Source organism: Variovorax atrisoli (assembly GCF_014195185.1).
In the GTDB taxonomy this organism is placed as follows: Bacteria; Pseudomonadota; Gammaproteobacteria; order Burkholderiales; family Burkholderiaceae_C; genus Variovorax; species Variovorax atrisoli.
This window is the reverse complement of record NZ_JACIBG010000001.1, coordinates 345,282-361,147: the sequence shown is the minus strand read 5'-3', so window position 1 is coordinate 361,147 and position 15,866 is coordinate 345,282. Positions and strand designations below refer to the sequence as shown.

Annotated in this window: 15 protein-coding genes; 4 read left to right on the top strand and 11 right to left on the bottom strand. The window is 67.9% G+C overall.

Annotated features, from left to right (window positions below; translation table 11 throughout):
* Position 1: 1 nt before the first annotated feature.
* The 5 genes from FHY06_RS01815 to FHY06_RS01795 all read right to left on the bottom strand — a co-directional run bounded on the left by FHY06_RS01815 (position 2) and on the right by FHY06_RS01795 (position 4,955).
* Complete coding sequence (locus tag FHY06_RS01815) at positions 2 to 304, bottom strand: hypothetical protein (protein ID WP_019652965.1); 303 nt, start codon at positions 302 to 304, stop codon at positions 2 to 4.
* Between the two features lie 121 nt (positions 305 to 425).
* Positions 426 to 1,910, bottom strand: a complete 1,485-nt coding sequence (locus tag FHY06_RS01810) for a DegQ family serine endoprotease (protein WP_132799870.1) — start codon at positions 1,908 to 1,910, stop codon at positions 426 to 428.
* A gap of 101 nt (positions 1,911 to 2,011) precedes the next feature.
* Entirely contained in the window at positions 2,012 to 3,352 is a 1,341-nt protein-coding gene (locus FHY06_RS01805; protein WP_184603047.1) for an ATP-binding protein, read from the bottom strand.
* Between the two features lie 109 nt (positions 3,353 to 3,461).
* A complete protein-coding gene (locus FHY06_RS01800; RefSeq protein WP_019652968.1) occupies positions 3,462 to 4,121 on the bottom strand; it encodes a response regulator in 660 nt (219 codons plus the stop codon).
* 63 nt (positions 4,122 to 4,184) lie between these two features.
* Complete coding sequence (locus FHY06_RS01795; RefSeq protein ID WP_132750839.1) at positions 4,185 to 4,955, bottom strand: IclR family transcriptional regulator domain-containing protein; 771 nt, start codon at positions 4,953 to 4,955, stop codon at positions 4,185 to 4,187.
* 142 nt (positions 4,956 to 5,097) lie between these two features.
* Here FHY06_RS01795 and pobA point away from each other — a divergent pair, with 142 nt between their 5' ends.
* The gene (gene pobA, locus FHY06_RS01790; protein WP_184603045.1) at positions 5,098 to 6,279 is read left to right on the top strand and encodes a 4-hydroxybenzoate 3-monooxygenase; all 1,182 of its coding nucleotides are present in this window, start codon (positions 5,098 to 5,100) and stop codon (positions 6,277 to 6,279) included.
* Here pobA and FHY06_RS01785 read toward each other — a convergent pair.
* Genes FHY06_RS01785 through FHY06_RS01770 form a run of 4 tightly spaced genes read right to left on the bottom strand, consistent with a single transcriptional unit; the run spans position 6,276 to position 10,342 of the window.
* Complete coding sequence (locus FHY06_RS01785; RefSeq protein ID WP_132750837.1) at positions 6,276 to 6,704, bottom strand: SRPBCC family protein; 429 nt, start codon at positions 6,702 to 6,704, stop codon at positions 6,276 to 6,278. The two genes, pobA and FHY06_RS01785, sit on opposite strands and share 4 nt — an antisense overlap.
* Before the next feature lie 17 nt (positions 6,705 to 6,721).
* Positions 6,722 to 7,084 (bottom strand): VOC family protein, encoded by a 363-nt coding sequence (locus tag FHY06_RS01780; protein ID WP_019652972.1) that lies wholly within the window; start codon positions 7,082 to 7,084, stop codon positions 6,722 to 6,724.
* Complete coding sequence (locus tag FHY06_RS01775; RefSeq protein WP_184603043.1) at positions 7,063 to 7,977, bottom strand: helix-turn-helix domain-containing protein; 915 nt, start codon at positions 7,975 to 7,977, stop codon at positions 7,063 to 7,065. The genes FHY06_RS01780 and FHY06_RS01775 overlap by 22 nt, the downstream gene beginning before the upstream one ends.
* 34 nt (positions 7,978 to 8,011) lie before the next feature.
* Positions 8,012 to 10,342 carry a xanthine dehydrogenase family protein molybdopterin-binding subunit gene (locus tag FHY06_RS01770; protein WP_126184261.1) on the bottom strand — a complete coding sequence of 777 codons (2,331 nt, stop codon included), beginning with the start codon at positions 10,340 to 10,342 and terminating at the stop codon, positions 8,012 to 8,014.
* A 205-nt stretch (positions 10,343 to 10,547) separates the two neighbouring features.
* Between FHY06_RS01770 and aat the strand changes: the two genes are divergently transcribed.
* The 3 genes from aat to FHY06_RS01755 are packed head-to-tail and all read left to right on the top strand — an operon-like array spanning position 10,548 to position 12,910.
* The gene (gene aat, locus FHY06_RS01765; RefSeq protein ID WP_184603041.1) at positions 10,548 to 11,303 is read left to right on the top strand and encodes a leucyl/phenylalanyl-tRNA--protein transferase; all 756 of its coding nucleotides are present in this window, start codon (positions 10,548 to 10,550) and stop codon (positions 11,301 to 11,303) included.
* On the top strand, positions 11,300 to 12,049 hold the full coding sequence (locus tag FHY06_RS01760) for an arginyltransferase (protein ID WP_019652976.1): 750 nt from the start codon (positions 11,300 to 11,302) through the stop codon (positions 12,047 to 12,049). The genes aat and FHY06_RS01760 overlap by 4 nt, the downstream gene beginning before the upstream one ends.
* 30 nt (positions 12,050 to 12,079) lie before the next feature.
* The gene (locus tag FHY06_RS01755; RefSeq protein WP_019652977.1) at positions 12,080 to 12,910 is read left to right on the top strand and encodes an IclR family transcriptional regulator; all 831 of its coding nucleotides are present in this window, start codon (positions 12,080 to 12,082) and stop codon (positions 12,908 to 12,910) included.
* Positions 12,911 to 12,998: 88 nt separating this feature from the next.
* Here FHY06_RS01755 and FHY06_RS01750 read toward each other — a convergent pair whose 3' ends face one another.
* Together FHY06_RS01750 and FHY06_RS01745 are read right to left on the bottom strand one after the other, a co-directional pair.
* Positions 12,999 to 14,207, bottom strand: coding sequence for a serine hydrolase (locus FHY06_RS01750; RefSeq protein WP_184603038.1), 1,209 nt, complete (start codon positions 14,205 to 14,207; stop codon positions 12,999 to 13,001).
* 117 nt (positions 14,208 to 14,324) lie between these two features.
* On the bottom strand, positions 14,325 to 15,863 hold the full coding sequence (locus tag FHY06_RS01745) for a 2-isopropylmalate synthase (RefSeq protein ID WP_019652979.1): 1,539 nt from the start codon (positions 15,861 to 15,863) through the stop codon (positions 14,325 to 14,327).
* Positions 15,864 to 15,866 lie beyond the last annotated feature (3 nt).

Below are 15,866 nucleotides of genomic sequence, written 5' to 3'. Positions count from 1 at the left end.
GTCAGCGCAGGGCGAACGCCAGCGTCACCGCGCCCAGCGCCAGCAGCCCGAGGCCGGCGATGAACACCATCTCGCCCCACGCCTCCAGCTTCGCGCCGGAAATGCGTGAGCGCATCGAAATGAAAGACAGCAACGCGCTGGCCAGGAAGACCAGCGCGTCCACTGCGAGCAGGCGGTCGATCAGCAGCCGCATGTCGTCGCGCGGCCCGAGGTGCCCGATGGACATCACCGTCATGCACACGCCGATCATGGTGGCCGACGTGGGCAGGATGTGCGCCGAGAGGCTCTGTGCAGGTGACGTCATTCGAGCGGCGGTTCTGAAGTCTCGGTTCCTTCGTGGAACACCGAGGAACCGGCCTCGCCGGGCCTCGGGTGTTCCCCGCAGGGGTTGGCGGCGCGACACGAAGTGCGCGCAGCCCGGGGGGTCAGCCAATCCTCACGGGCACGAAGATCTTGTCTTCGCCGCGCTGGATCAGCAGCGCCACCGACTTGTTGCTGGCCTTCGCCACCACCTCGCGCACCTGCTCCACGCTCTGCGCCGGCGTACCGTTGATGGCGAGCAGCACGTCGCCCGCCTGCACCCCGGCCTGGGCGGAGGGGCCGGCCGCGTCCTCGATCAGCAGGCCGTTGTCGACGGACGCTTCGCGCTTTTCCTGCGGCTGCAGCGGCCGCAGCGCCAGGCCCAGCTTGCCCTGGCCCACGTCGGCATCCGCCTTCGCGACCTTGGCGGGCTTGTCGCTCGCATCGCCGAGCTTGGCCTGCAGCTCCTGGCGTTCGCCCTGGCGCCACACTTCCAGCGTGACCTTCTTGCCCGGAGCCTGCTGGCCGATCACCGCAGGCAGGTCGCCCGAGGACACGATGGGCTGGCCGTCGACCTTGCGGATCACGTCGCCCGCCTTCAGGCCGGCCTTGTCGCCGGGGCCGCCCTTCTCGATGTTCGATACCAGCGCGCCTTCGGGCTTGTCGAGCTTGAACGAATCGGCGAAGGCCTGGTTCACCTCCTGCACCGCAATGCCGAGGCGTGCGTGCTGCGCCTTGCCGGTGGCGACGATCTGGTCCTTCACCTGGATCGCCACGTCGATCGGGATCGCGAACGACACGCCCTGGTAGCCGCCGCTGCGGCTGTAGATCTGCGAGTTGATGCCGACCACCTCGCCACGCGTGTTGAGCAGCGGGCCGCCGGAATTGCCGGGGTTCACAGCCACGTCGGTCTGGATGAAGGGCACGTAGCTGTCGTCGGGCAGCGAGCGGCCCTTGGCGCTCACCACGCCGGCCGTCACGGTGTTCTCGAAGCCGAAGGGCGAGCCGATGGCCAGCACCCATTCGCCGACCTTCAGGTCCTTCGTGTTGCCCAGCGCGAGCACCGGCAGGTTCTTCGCGTCGATCTTGAGCACCGCGATGTCGGTCTTGGCGTCGGCGCCCAGCACCTTCGCGCGATATTCGCGGCGGTCGGTGAGCTTGACGGTGACTTCCTTCGCGTCCTTCACGACGTGGGCGTTGGTGATGATGACGCCGCTGGGGTCGACGATGAAGCCCGAGCCCTGCGCACGCACCGGCACCTCGCGCTGCTGTTGCTGGCCGCGCGGATTCATCTGGCCCTGGAAGCGGCGGAAGAACTGGAACATCGGATCGTCCGGATCGACGCCCTGGATTTCGGCGGCCGCCTCGTCGTCGGACGCCTTCATGGTGCCGGTCACGCTGATGTTGACCACGGCCGGGCCGTCGCGCGAAGTGATCGTCGAGAAGTCGGGCAGCGTGACCATGGCGGCCGGCGCGGTCGCGACGGCGTTGGTGGTCGGCGCACCTACGGCGCGGGCGCTGGTGTAGGCGCCGGCGCCGACGGCACCGATCACGCCGGCGCTTGCCAGGGCGATGGCCAGGGCACGGGGAGAAGTCAGACGTGAGTTCATTCGTCGGTTCCTTTCAAGGCGTATGGACGCAAAACGATGAAAGGAATGTCGCGGGTCTGACTTAAGCGCCGCTTAAACGGCGCGGCGCCGCCGCAAGAGGCTCAGGCGCGCGCCGGAAAGCGCACCAGCACGCGCAGGCCGCCGAGGCTGGACGACTGGTCGAGCGCCACCGTCGCCCCGTGCAGGTCGGCGATCGACTTGACGATGGCCAGCCCCAGCCCGCTGCCCGGCGCCTGCGACTCGCCGGAGCGGTAGAACCGGTCGAGCACCCGCTCGCGCTCCTCGGGCGGCAGGCCCGGTCCGCTGTCGTCCACGGTGAGCTCGACGGCGTCGCCCACGCGAGCGATGCCGATGTCGACCCGGCCCTCGACCGGCGTGTACTTGATGGCGTTTTCCAGCAGGTTGCGAAGCAGCATTCGCAGGGCCTCCGACTGTCCAAGCACCACCGCAGCCTCGTCGGCATGCGCGATGCCGATGTCGATGCCTCTCGCCTGCGCAGCCGCCACCGCGTCGGACACCGCGAGCCGCGCGACCTCGGCCAGGTCGACCGGCTCGGGCCTGGCGCCGGCCGCGATGCTGGCCTCGTGCCGGGCCAGCGCGAGCATCTGCTCGACCAGCCGCGTCGCGCGGTCGATGCCCGCCACCAGCCGGCTCACGGCGAGTTCGCGCGAGGCATCGTCGGGTGCGCGCTGCAGGCCCTGCACCTGCAGCTTGAGCGCGGCCAGGGGCGAGCGCAGTTCGTGCGCAGCGTCGGCGACGAAGTGCTTCTGCGCATCGAAGGCATGGCGCACGCGGTCGAAGAGCAGGTTCAGCTCCTGCACCAGCGGGCGCACCTCGTCGGGCAGGTTCTCGTCGCTCACCGGGGAGAGATCGTCCGCCTGCCGCGAGGCGACCTGCCTTCGCACGCGCGCCACTGGCGCAAGCGACCTGCTCACCACCCACCACACGACCAGCATCAGAAGCGGCGCCATCAGCGCCACCGGCGCGATGGTGCGCAGCGCCAGCGTACCGGCCATGTGGCGGCGCGCCGCCATGTCCTGCGCCACCTGGATCACCAGCCCGCGTGTCTGCATCGAGAACACGCGATACGTGGTGCCGCGCGCGTTCACGTCGGCGAAGCCCAGCACCGCCAACTGCGGCAGCGCGGCCTGCTCGGCCGATTCGAAGATGCGCACGCCGTCGGCTGTCCACACCTGCACGACGAAGTCGAAGTTCTGTTCGGCGGCGCCCAGCCCTCCCACCGCGGCGCTCGGCGGCAGGCCCGCGCGCAGGGACAGCGCCATCTGCTGCATGTGATAGTCGAAGATGTCGTCGGCCTCCGCGAGCACCGTGCGATAGGCCACCAGCGCCTGTGCACCCGCAGCCAGAACGATGGCTGCAAGAAGGAACCACAACAGGCGCGCGCGCAGCGAACCGGTCAGCGACCCAAACAGCCGCCTCATGCCCCCTCCCTTCGCGGGACGTCACGGAACCGGCTTCGCTGGTCAATAGACGTCGCCCCCGGAAGGGGGTTGGCGAAGCGACACGAAGTGCGCCAAGCCTGGGGGCGAGTCATAGCTTCGGCACCATGTAGCCGACACCCCTCACATTGCGGATGAACTCCGCGCCGAGCTTCTTGCGCAGCCCGTGCACATAGACCTCGACCGCGTTGCTGCTGATCTCGTCCTTCCAGCTGTAGAGCTTCTCCTCGAGCTGCGCGCGCGACAGCACCATGCCCGGCCGCGCCAGCAGGGGCTCCAGCACGGCCCATTCGCGCGCCGACAGCACCACCGGCTGGCCGGCCACCGTGACCTCGCGCGTGGCCGGGTTGATGCTCACGCCCATGTGCTCGTACACCGGCTCTGCGCGCCCCGCCGCCCGGCGCAGCAAGGCGCGTATGCGGGCGAGGAGCTCGTCGAGGTCGTAGGGCTTGAGCACATAGTCGTCGGCGCCGGCATCGAGGCCTTCGATGCGCTGCTGCACCGAGTCGCGCGCGGTGGCGATCAGCACCGGCATGCGCTGCTTGCGCGCGCGCAGGTTGCGCAAGACCTCGAGGCCGTCGCGCCTGGGCACACCCAGGTCGAGCATCACGAGGTCGTATTGCTGGGTCCGCAGCGCCGTTTCGGCGGCCTCGCCGTCTTTCACCCAGTCCACCGCGTACTGTTCGGCGCGCAGCAGGTCGAGCACCGCTTCGCCGATCATCACGTCGTCTTCGAGGAGGAGCAGTCGCATGGTTGTGTCCGTTTCGGGGGTTCGAGGCGCGGGCTTCGGCCAAAGTTCAGATCGGGCCGGCGCTCAGAGCAGAGACCGGACTTCGCGCGCGGCTTCGAAGAGCAGCGGCAGCATCTCGCGCTGCAGTGTCTCCTCCTGGTAGCGCGTGCCCGAGAGCACCACGTTGAGCGCCGCCACCGTGCGGCCCTGCATGTCGCGCAGCGGCACGGCCAGCGCCTGCACACCCAGCTCGTGTTCCTCGCTGGCGAAGCAGTAGTCGTCCTTGCGCGTGCGGGCGATCAGCTGCCGCAGGCCCCGTGCCTGCGTCACCGTGCGGGGCGTGAGCCGCGCCAGGTGCCGGCCCTTGAGCCATTGCGTGAACTGGGTCGGCGCCATCGCCGCCAGCAGCACGCGCCCGGTGGAGGTGGCATGCGCGGGCAGCCGCGCGCCCAGGTGCAGGCCGTAGGCGAGCACCCGGGTCGGCGTGCCGTAGGTGCCGCTGCGCGCAACGATGACGACCTCCTCGCCATCGAGCACCACGGCCGAGAAAGACTCGCCGGTCTGCGCCGCGAGCCGGTTCAGCGTCGGCTGCAGCGCGCGCGGCAGGCGCGACGAGGCGAGATAGCTGCCCGAGAAGCGAAGCACCTTCGGCGCCATCCAGAAATAGCTGCCGTCGGTCTCCAGGTAGCCCAGGTGGGCCAGCGTCAGCAGGTGGCGGCGGGCAGCGGCGCGCGTGAGGCCGGCGCGCTCGGCGGCCAGCGTGGCGTTCAGGCGCTGGCGCTCGGTGTCGAAGCTTTCGAGCACGGCCATGCCCTTGGCGATGCCCTCGATGAAGTCGGCCTTGGCGATGCTCATTCGGCGGGATGGTTCGTCGTCTGTGGAAGTGTTGCGCGATGATCGCGCACGCATTCGCATGATCGCACACAGCCGCGCAAGCGGCCTCCACGGAACGCCCCGCGCGCCCTACGCTCCGCGAAACCCTTTCGGAGACACCCACATGCGCACCCAGGTCGCCATCATCGGAGCCGGTCCCGCCGGCCTGCTGCTCGGTCAGCTTCTGTACAAGGCAGGCATCGACAACGTCATCGTCGAACGCCAGAGCGGCGACTACGTGCTCGGCCGCATCCGCGCCGGCGTGCTGGAACAGGTCACCATGGACCTGCTGGCGCGTGCCGGCGTCGACGCCCGCGCCAAGGCCGAGGGCCTGCCGCACGAGGGCATCGAGCTGCTCTTCAAGGGCGCGCGCCACCGCATCGACATGCACGGCCTCACCGGCGGCAAGCAGGTGACGGTGTACGGCCAGACCGAAGTGACGCGCGACCTGATGGAAGCGCGCGCGGCCGAGGGCCTGACCACCATCTACAGCGCGGCCAACGTGAGCCTGCACGACTTCCAGTCGGGCAAGCCGCGCGTGCGCTACGAGAAGGACGGCCAGACGCACGAGATCGAATGCGACTTCATCGCCGGCTGCGACGGCTACCACGGCGTGAGCCGCGCCAGCGTGCCGGCCGACGCGATCCAGACCTACGAGAAGATCTACCCCTTCGGCTGGCTCGGCGTGCTGGCCGACGTGCCGCCGGTTTCGCACGAACTCATCTATGCCAACACCGCGCGCGGCTTCGCGCTGTGCAGCATGCGCAGCGCCACGCGCAGCCGCTACTACGTGCAGGTGCCGACCGAGGAGCGGGTGGAGAACTGGAGCGACGAGGCCTTCTGGAACGAGCTGCGCGAGCGGCTCGACCCCGAGGCGCGCGAGCGCCTGGTGACTGGCCCTTCGCTGGAAAAGAGCATCGCGCCGCTGCGCAGCTTCGTCGCGGAGCCGATGCGCTTTGGCTCCCTCTTCCTGGCGGGCGACGCGGCGCACATCGTGCCGCCGACCGGCGCCAAGGGCCTGAACCTCGCCACCGCCGACGTGGGGTATCTCTCGCGCGCCTTCGAAATCTTCTACGGCGAGAAGTCGGCCTCGGCGCTCGACCGCTACTCCGACCTGTGCCTGCGCCGCGTCTGGAAGGCCGAGCGCTTCTCGTGGTGGTTCACTTCGCTGATGCACCGCTTTCCCGAGACGGGCGCCTTCGGGCAGAAGATCCAGGAGGCGGAGCTCGACTACCTCGTGCACTCGACCGCAGCCTCCACCGCGCTGGCGGAGAACTACGTCGGGCTGCCGCTCGAAGACTTCTAGGCCGCAGCCGTAGCCTTGGCCGCAACAGGCCGGCCTTCCAGCGCGGCCTTCATGGCCGCCCCGCCCTGCTCCATCATCGGTGCGATGTAGGCAGCCATGGCGTCGGGCAATACGTCGGTGATCCAGACGAAGCGAGAGCGGCCCTCGCCTTCCTCGAACACCTGCGCCGTCGCATGGTGATGCGTCGCCTTGCCGCCTGAGACGGTGTAGGCCAGCCGGCGATGCGCTTCGTCGATGCCCACCAGCACCTCTCGCGCAACGAGGCCGTTGGCGAAGGTCAGGATGCGGGCGCCCTCCGCGTCGATCGTGCAGGCCGTGAGAAAACCCGGCGCGAGCCGCGTGTGCACGGCGTTGAAATCCCGAAGCGCATCCCAGACCTGCGCTGCGCCTGCCTCGACGACGAATTCCTTGTAGACCGTTGCCATGGTGCCGCTCCTCTCGTTCAGGGGCAGACCGCCTCGACGTTGTTGCCGTCGGGATCGATCAGGAAGGCCGCGTAATAGGTCGGGCTGTAGTCCGGCCTCGGGCCTGCACCGCCGTTGTCGGTGCCTCCGGCTTGCAGGCCTGCCTTGTGGAAGGCGGCCACGGCCTCGTGGCTGGGTGCGCGGAAGGCGATATGGGTGCCCGGCCCTTTTGCCGCGCCCTTGGCGGCATAGAGCCACAGTGCCGGCTCGTCCGCAGGGCCGATGCCGGCGTAGCTGTCGTCGTGCGGGCCCGGCACGTGGCCCAGCGGCGCGAGCGCGGCCTCGTAGAAGCGGCGGCTCGCGGCGAGGTCCGCGACTTTCAGTCCGATGTGGTCGTACATGATGGTTTCCTGCTCGATGTGTTGATCAGGAGTCCATCATCGAAGAGCGCCGCGATCCGCTCTTGGAGAATCTTGCGATCGCCCTTTGCCGCCCTGCGGAAGCCGCCGGGCGACACCCCTGCAGCCCGATGGAAGGTGCGCACGAAGTTGCTCAGATCGGCAAAGCCCACGTCCAGCGCGACCTCGGTCACCGGCCGGTGATCGTTTTCGGCCAGCAGCCGCGCGGCGCGCCGCAGGCGCGAGCGCACGAGGTACTGGTGCGGCGTGACGCCCAGCACCTGCGAGAACAGCCGCAGGAAGTGGAAGGAGCTCAGGCCGGCTTCGGCAGCGGCGCCGTCGAGGCCGATGTCGTGCTGCAGGTTGGCGTCGATCCACATCGCGGCGTCGACCGCGCGGCGGCGGTCGCGGGAGATGGCCGACGAAGGCAGCTTCGGCTTCGCCCGGCCCGAGACGACCTCGACGAAGCGGCTCGCGAACCACATGCCCAGCTCGTCCAGCCCCACGTCGCTTTGCCCGTCGGCCGCGGCCTGGGCCAGTTCGCCGATGACCACCAGTTCCGCCAGCGGCGGCACACCGCCGGCGCGCCAGGTCTTGCCGTGGCCGCCGATCAGGTCGACGAAGCCCGGCGAGAGGTGAAAGGCCAGGCACTCGTCGCCGCAGACGTGGTGGTCGTGCGTGCAGACGTACTCGTCGCCCGGGCAGCCGACCAGCACCGAGCCGGCGACCAGTTCATAGGCATTGCCGCGCGTGCGATAGCCGAAGCTGCCCTTGCGCACGTACGAGACCGAATAGCCTTCGTGCATTTCGGTGAAAGGCTGCGCGTCGGGACCCGCATCGCAGCGGTAGCTGGCGATGCGGATTGCGTCGGTCTGTACTTCGTTGGTGACAAGCATGGCCGACGCCCTCGTGCCCCACGAAAACGATTGCTCAATCGACCGTTTGCATCGCCTGCCAGACGCGTGCGGGGCTCAACGGCATGTGCAGGCGCGGCGCGCGCGTGGCGAGGCCGTTGCGCGCGAAGGCATCGGCCACCGCGTTCACGATGGCCGGCGTGGCGCCGATGGTGCCCAGCTCGCCCACGCCCTTCACGCCCAGCGGGTTGTTCTTGCAGGGCGTGGACTCGTCCATCTCCATGTTGAACATGGTGTCGACGATGTCCGCGCGCGGCGCCGCGTAGTCCATCAGGCTGCCGGTGACAGGCTGGCCGGTCTCGTGGTCGTACACCACCTGCTCGTACAGCGCCTGGCCGATGCCCTGCACAGCGCCGCCCTCGAGCTGGCCGCGCACGATCATCGGATTGATCACGCGGCCCACGTCGTTGACCGAGCTGTAGGCCACCACGCTGATCTCGCCGGTGGGCGGATCGATCTCGATCTCGCAGATGTGGCAGCCGTTGGGCCAAGTGGGGCCCGCCACGGTGCTGGTGGAGTCGACGAAGATCTCGCGCCCGGGCTGCTTCGCCGCCAGCGTGAACAGGTCGAGCTCGAGGTCGGTGCCGGCCACGTTGAACACGCCGCGGCTGTAGACGATGTCGTCGAGCGAGGCCTCGAACTCCTGCGCTGCGAGTTCGCGCGCCTTGTCGATGGTGCGCTCGGCGCCGATGCGCACGGCCGAGCCGCCGGTGAAGAGAGAGCGCGAGCCGGCGCTGCCGAAGCCGTCGCCGCGGTCGGTGTCGCCGAGCACTACGCGGACCTTCTCGATAGGCACGCCGAAGGCGTCCACAGCGAGTTGGGCCAGCGAGGTGGCGATGCCCTGCCCCATGGCGTTGACGGCCGAGAAAACCTCGATCACGCCATCGGCCTGCACCGAGACGGTGACGCGCTCCTCGAAGACGTTGCCGCCCGTCCACTCCAGGAAGGTAGCGATGCCCAGGCCGCGGTGCTTGCCCCGGCCGGCCGACTCGGCGGCGCGGGCCTCGAAGCCCTGCCAGTCCGCGAGCGTGAGCGCCTGGTCCATCACCGACTCGAAGTTGCCGGTGTCATAGGTCTGCGCCATCGGGTTCTTGTACGGCATCTGCTCCGGGCGGATGAAGTTGCGCCGGCGCAGCGCGACGCGGTCGATGCCGGTCTGCCGCGCGGCCTCGTCCATGAGCCGCTCGATGGTGAAGATGGCTTCGGGGCGCCCCGCGCCGCGGTAGGCGCCGGTGGGCGCGGTGTTGGTGAGCACCGCCTTGAAATGGAAGTCGATGGTCTGGATGTCGTAGACGCTGGTCTGTACCCAGGGGCCGATGAGCAGTTGGATCGCGACGCCCGTGCCGGTGGCGTAGGCGCCGACGTTGGCGAGCGTCTTGATGCGCAGCGCGAGGATCCTGCCGTCGGCGTCGAGCGCCATCTCGGCACGCGCCTCGATGTCGCGGCCGTGCGCGCTCGAGAGGAACTCCTCGCTGCGGTCGGCCACCCATTTCACCGGCCGGTCCACCTGCAGCGCCGCATAGGCGACCGCGATGTCCTCCGGATAGGCACCGGTCTTCATGCCGAACCCGCCACCGACGTCGCCCACCACGACGCGCACCTTCTCCTTCGGCAGGCCGATGGCGGCGCAGATGGCGTCGCGCACGCCGGACGGCATCTGGGTGCTCATGCGGATCGTGAGGCGGCCGGTCTTGGGGTCGCGCGCAGCGAGCACCGAACGCGGCTCGATCGTGAGGGCGACCACCCGCTGGTTGATCACGTCGAGGGCGATCACGTGGCTGGCCCGGGCGAAGGCAGCCGTGGCGGCCTCGCTGCTGCCGTGGCGCATTTCTGCGCTGATGTTGCCGGTGGCCTCCTCGCACAGAAGCGGCGCGCCCTCGGCGGTGGCGCTGGCGAGGTCGACCACCATGGGCAGCTCTTCATAGTCGACCATGATGGCTTCGGCCGCGTCGCGCGCCTGCTGCACGGTCTCGGCCACCACCGCGGCCACCACCTCGCCGACGAAACGGGTGCGCTCATGGGCGATGGCCCGGCGCGGCGGGCTGGCGCTGTCGCTGCCGTCCGCGCGCTTGAACCCCGCGGCGCCCGGCAGGGGCTTGACGCCGGCATCGGCCATCTCGGCGCCGGTGATCACGCGCAGCACGCCGGGCATGGCGGCGGCGGCGCTGGTGTCGACGGAAACGATCCGCGCATGCGGATACGAGGATCGGAGGAAGACGAGGTGCGCCTGTTCAGGCAGCGTGACGTCGTCGGTGTAGCGTCCGGCGCCCGAGAGAAGGCTTTCGTCTTCGAGGCGGCGAACTGCCTGGCCGCTGCCGAAGCGGGTGGGATTGGGTTCAGTGGTCAACGTTGTCCTCTTGTACTTATCCCCGGCGTTCGCTCGGGCCTGCCTGATCTGGTCGTTGATGCTGCAAATGCAAGCTGTGCACTATAGGGTTTCCGGCGGGTCTTGTGGCGCCGGGTCGTAGGAGCCGACTGCTGGTGGCGATGTCGACCGGACGCGATTTTCACCGACTGGCCCCATGTTTGCGAAGCCGTGTATACCTATGGACATGCGACAACTGCCCTGGCTCGAACCCGGAGATGCCCTGCCCGACCCCGCTTCGGCCTGGGGAGCAGCCGACCCGGTACCCGGTCTGCTGGCCGCCGGCGGCGCGCTCGACGTCGATACTTTGATGCAGGCCTACGGCAACTGCGTCTTCCCCTGGTTCAGCGAGGATCAGCCGATCCTGTGGTGGAGCCCCGACCCGCGCATGGTGCTGCAGGTGAACGAGTTCAGGCTGCACCGATCGCTGCGCAAGACCCTGGCGCGCTTCGTGGAAACACCCGGCTGCGAGGTGCGCATCGACCACGGTTTCGAGGCCGTCATCAGGGCCTGCTCGGCCTCGCCGCGGGTGGGCCAGTCGGGCACCTGGATCGTGCCGGACATGGTGGCGGCCTATACGGATTTGCACCGCGCGGGCCACGCCCACAGCGTCGAGACCTGGATCGACGGCGAGCTCGCGGGCGGCCTGTACTGCGTTTCGCTGGGTCGCGCGGTCTTCGGCGAGTCGATGTTCACCCGCCGTCCGGACGCATCGAAGATCGCGCTGGCGGCGCTGGTGTCGCTCTGTCGCCACTTCGGCGTGCGGATGATCGACTGCCAGCAGAACACCGCCCACCTCGCGAGCCTCGGCGCCCGCGAAATGCCGCGCAAGCGCTTCGTCGCGCACGTGGCAGGGGCACGGCAGGAACAGGGCCCACGGTGGCGATTCGAGCCCGTATACTGGTCCGAACTCCTTTCAGCGCGACCTCCCTCCCTGACGTGACGCACCTCAAGGATCTCCCGCTCCACACACTGCAGTTCTATGCGACTGCACCCTACCCCTGCAGCTACCTGCCGGACCGGCAAGCCCGCTCGCAAGTGGCCACGCCCAGCCACCTGATCCACAACGACGCCTACTCCGACCTGGTGCTCAGCGGCTTCCGGCGCAGCGGCATGTTCACCTACCGGCCCTACTGCGATGGCTGCCGCGCCTGCATCCCGCTGCGCGTGCTGGCCAACTCCTTCCGTCCCAACCGCAGCCAGCGCCGGGCGGTGAAGCAGCATGCCAACCTGCAGGCCCGCGTGCTCAAGCTGTGCTTCATGCCGGAGCACTACCAGCTCTACCTGCGCTACCAGAACGGCCGCCACGCCGGCGGCGGCATGGACCACGACAGCATCGACCAGTACACCCAGTTCCTGCTGCAGAGCCGGGTCAATTCGCGGCTGGTGGAATTCCGCGAGACCCTGCCCGACGGCAGCGCTGGCGCGCTCAGGATGGTGTCGATCCTCGACGTGCTCAACGACGGCATCTCGGCCGTCTACACCTTCTACGAGCCCGACTCGAGCGCCGGCTACGGCACCTACAGCGTGCTCTGGCAGATCGAGCAGGCCCGCAAGCTGGGGTTGCCGCACGTCTATCTGGGCTACTGGATCGAACACAGCCCCAAGATGAACTACAAGGCGCGCTTTTCCCCTCATGAAGTGTTGTTGGACGGCCGCTGGCAGGCACCAGGCGATTTCACAAGATAAAATGGCGCTCGGTCATCACCGCAGAGCGCCATGAGAAAAAACCAATCCGACATTCCCGCCGTTCCCGTGATCCAGGTGATCGAGCGCATGTTCGCGCTGATCGACGTCCTGGCCTCCCGCGAGGACGCGATTTCGCTGAAGGAGATCAGCGAAAAGACAGGGCTCCACCCGTCGACCACGCACCGCATCCTCAACGACCTGGCCGTCGGCCGCTTCGTCGACCGCCCCGAAGCAGGCAGCTACCGGCTCGGCATGCGCCTGCTGGAGCTCGGCAACCTGGTCAAGGGCCGGCTCAACGTACGCGACGCAGCCCTGGGCCCGATGCGCGAGCTGCACAAGCTGACGCAGCAGCCCGTCAACCTCAGCATGCGCCAGGGCGACGAGATCGTCTACATCGAGCGCTCCTACAGTGAGCGCTCCGGCATGCAGGTGGTGCGCGCCATTGGCGGCCGCGCCGCCCTGCACCTGACCTCGACCGGCAAGCTGTTCCTGGCAGCCGACGACCCGCAGCGGGTGCGCAGCTACGCCACGCGCACCGGGCTGGCCGGCCACACCCGCAACAGCATCACCCAGCTGCCCGCGCTGGAGCGCGAACTGTCGAAGGCACGCCAGTACGGCATTGCCCGCGACAACGAAGAGCTGGAACTGGGGGTGCGATGCATGGCTGCAGGCATCTATGACGACCAGGGCAAGCTGGTGGCCGGCTTGTCGATCTCGGCGCCAGCCGACAGGTTGGACGAAGGCTGGCTGCCCAAGCTGCAGGCCACGGCCAACGAGATCTCGGGCGCGCTGGGGTTCAAGGAAGGCATGTCGGCGACGCCCTCTCCTTCCGCCAGCTCCTCACCTTCCGCTGGTGCTTGACCTGGCACCGGCAGCAGCCGCGCCGCCCGCCAAAAACAAAACAGGCCCTCGCAGGGCCTGTTTTTCGTTGGGGGCAGGATCTGCCTGATCAGCCAGCCACCTGATACGCAGCGTTGCGCGACGATGCTGCCGGCGAACCGACCGCATGCGTGGCTTCCACCCAGCGGCGCACGCGCTCCGCATCGGCGATGCGGCTGAACTTGCCGGCCGAATCCAGGAACACCATGATCAGTTTGCGGCCGGCAACCCGGGCCTGCATCACGAGGCATTGGCCGGCCTCGGAGATGTAGCCGGTCTTCTGCACGCCGATTTCCCAATCGGGGCTCTTCACGAGACGGTTGGTGGTGTTGAACTGCAGCACGCGGTTGCCGACTTCGACCTGGTACTCAGGCGAGGTCGACAGCGAACGCACGGTGGCATCGGCGTAGGCGGCGTTGACCAGCAGAGCCAGGTCCTGCGCACTCGACTGGTTGCGGCTCGACAGGCCGGTGGGCTCCACGTAGCGCGTGTCCTTCATGCCGAGCATCTTGGCCTTGGCGTTCATGATGCTCACGAAGGTCGCCAGGCCACCCGGATAGGTGCGGCCGAGCGCGTGCGCTGCACGGTTCTCGCTCGACATCAGCGCCAGGTGCAGCAGTTCGCCGCGCGAGAGCGTGGTACCGACGGTCAGACGCGAGCTGCTGCGCTTCTCGGTGTCGACGTCGTCCTGGGTGATGGTGATGAGTTCGTCGTTCGGCAGATGGGCCTCGCTGATGAGCAGGCCGGTCATGAGCTTGGTGAGCGACGCGATCGGCAGCACGGCGTGGTCGTTCTTGCTGAGCAGAACTTCGTGGGTGTCCTGGTCGATGACCAGCGCAACGCTCGACTTCAGGTCGAGCGCATCTTCGGTTCCATGCAGGCCGGCCATCTGGCCGAAGGATTGGCGCGGAGCCTCCACGACGCGAACCACCGAGCGGCGCTGCACGGCCACCACGGTCTTGCCGTTCTTCTTGTGGATGGTGGCGACGACGTTGCGGCCGCCGCGAACCACCTTCTCGGCGCGTTCGGCCTTTTCGGCACGGCCGCCGCGCTTGGCGACGACGGCGGTCTTCGAAGAAGCGGCGCTGCGCTTGACTTCGACGGGCACAGGCCCCTTCGCCTTCTTGGCGGCGACGGCGGTCTTGGCGGCGGGCTTTTCCTTCTTTGCTGCCTGGGCGCCAGGCAGCAAAAACGCCGTGGCGCAGAGCGCGACGGCGATGACTTTGAAAGCGGGCAGGAACCGCTGGCTGGAAACTCGGCTTAGGCGGGCTTCAGGCATTAATAAATCTCCAGCGGCGACAAACGAGGACCGCAGTGTATCGAAATCAAAAAAGACACGCAATATCAGTTACTTGCATCCTCTTCTTCATTCGAATAACAAGGATCGCCCGACAACCTAACCTTGTGCCGCAACTCTCTCAGCTTGGCTCTGTAACTTGTTGAGCGCACTCAAATAAGCCTTAGCCGAAGCGACAACGATGTCCGGATCTGCACCCACACCGTTGACTACCCGCCCTGCGTTTTGTAACCGGACTGTAACTTCTCCCTGGCTTTCCGTCGAGCCGCTGATGGCGTTTACAGAGTAAAGAACCATCTCGGCACCACTCTTGACATGCGACTCGATGGCCTTCAGGGAAGCATCAACCGGGCCATTCCCGTCGGATTCGCCGGTGACTTCCTTGCCCTGGACGGTGAACACGATTTTCGCCTGGGGGCGCTCGCCGGTTTCGCTGTGCTGGGAGAGAGAGACGAAAGCAAACTGCTCACCAACGTTCGACACCTCCTCCGCGCTGACGAGCGCGAGGATGTCCTCGTCGAAAATCTCGGACTTCCGATCGGCCAGTTCCTTGAAGCGCAGGAAGGCAGCGTTGATCTCGCCTTCGCTGTCCATGGCCACACCCAGCTCCTGCAGGCGCTGCTTGAAGGCGTTGCGGCCGCTGAGCTTGCCCAGCACGATCTTGTTGGCGGTCCAGCCCACGTCTTCCGCGCGCATGATCTCGTAGGTGTCGCGCGCCTTCAGCACGCCGTCCTGGTGGATGCCCGAGGCATGCGCGAAGGCGTTGGCGCCCACCACCGCCTTGTTGGGCTGCACCACGAAGCCGGTGGTCTGGCTGACCATGCGGCTGGCGGCCACGATGTGCTGGGTGTCGATGCGCAGGTCGAGCCCGAAGTAGTCCTTGCGGGTCTTCACCGCCATGACGACCTCCTCGAGCGAGCAGTTGCCCGCGCGCTCGCCCAGGCCATTGATGGTGCACTCCACCTGGCGCGCGCCGCCGATCTTCACGCCGGCCAGCGAGTTGGCCACGGCCATGCCCAGGTCGTTGTGGCAGTGCACCGACCAGATCGCCTTGTCGCTGTTGGGAATGCGCTCACGCAGCATCTTGATGAAGTTGCCGTAGAGCTCGGGGATGGCGTAGCCGACGGTGTCGGGCACGTTGATGGTGGTGGCGCCTTCGGCGATCACGGTTTCGAGCACGCGGCACAGGAAGTCGGGGTCGCTGCGATAGCCGTCCTCGGGGCTGAATTCCACGTCGCCGATCTGGTTGCGCGCGAAGCGCACCGCCAGTCTCGCCTGTTCATGCACCTCCTCGGGCGACATGCGCAGCTTCTTTTCCATGTGAAGCGGCGAGGTGGCGATGAAGGTGTGGATCCGCCCGCGGGCCGCGCCCTTGAGGGCCTCGGCTGCTCGGCCGATGTCGCGGTCGTTGGCGCGCGAGAGGCCGCACACCGTTGAATCCTTGATCGTGTTGGCGATCGCCTTCACCGCCTCGAAGTCACCGTTCGAGCTGGCCGGAAAGCCCGCCTCGATGACGTCGACCTTGAGCCGCTCCAGCAGCTTGGCGATGCGCATCTTCTCGTCGCGCGTCATCGAGGCGCCCGGCGATTGCTCGCCGTCGCGCAGGGTGGTGTCGAAAATGATCAGCTGGTCGGTCATCGT

Excerpts from the sequence above, each read along its gene's own strand:
- FHY06_RS01745 (WP_019652979.1), bottom strand. The coding sequence starts at position 15,863 with ATGACCGACCAGCTGATCATTTTCGACACCACCCTGCGCGACGGCGAG.
- FHY06_RS01810 (WP_132799870.1), bottom strand. The coding sequence starts at position 1,910 with ATGAACTCACGTCTGACTTCTCCCCGTGCCCTGGCCATCGCCCTGGCA.
- FHY06_RS01780 (WP_019652972.1), bottom strand. The coding sequence starts at position 7,084 with ATGTACGACCACATCGGACTGAAAGTCGCGGACCTCGCCGCGAGCCGC.
- pobA (WP_184603045.1), top strand. The coding sequence starts at position 5,098 with ATGCGCACCCAGGTCGCCATCATCGGAGCCGGTCCCGCCGGCCTGCTG.
- FHY06_RS01805 (WP_184603047.1), bottom strand. The coding sequence starts at position 3,352 with ATGAGGCGGCTGTTTGGGTCGCTGACCGGTTCGCTGCGCGCGCGCCTG.
- FHY06_RS01785 (WP_132750837.1), bottom strand. The coding sequence starts at position 6,704 with ATGGCAACGGTCTACAAGGAATTCGTCGTCGAGGCAGGCGCAGCGCAG.
- FHY06_RS01815 (WP_019652965.1), bottom strand. The coding sequence starts at position 304 with ATGACGTCACCTGCACAGAGCCTCTCGGCGCACATCCTGCCCACGTCG.
- FHY06_RS01800 (WP_019652968.1), bottom strand. The coding sequence starts at position 4,121 with ATGCGACTGCTCCTCCTCGAAGACGACGTGATGATCGGCGAAGCGGTG.
- aat (WP_184603041.1), top strand. The coding sequence starts at position 10,548 with ATGCGACAACTGCCCTGGCTCGAACCCGGAGATGCCCTGCCCGACCCC.
- FHY06_RS01755 (WP_019652977.1), top strand. The coding sequence starts at position 12,080 with ATGAGAAAAAACCAATCCGACATTCCCGCCGTTCCCGTGATCCAGGTG.
- FHY06_RS01750 (WP_184603038.1), bottom strand. The coding sequence starts at position 14,207 with ATGCCTGAAGCCCGCCTAAGCCGAGTTTCCAGCCAGCGGTTCCTGCCC.
- FHY06_RS01775 (WP_184603043.1), bottom strand. The coding sequence starts at position 7,977 with ATGCTTGTCACCAACGAAGTACAGACCGACGCAATCCGCATCGCCAGC.
- FHY06_RS01795 (WP_132750839.1), bottom strand. The coding sequence starts at position 4,955 with ATGAGCATCGCCAAGGCCGACTTCATCGAGGGCATCGCCAAGGGCATG.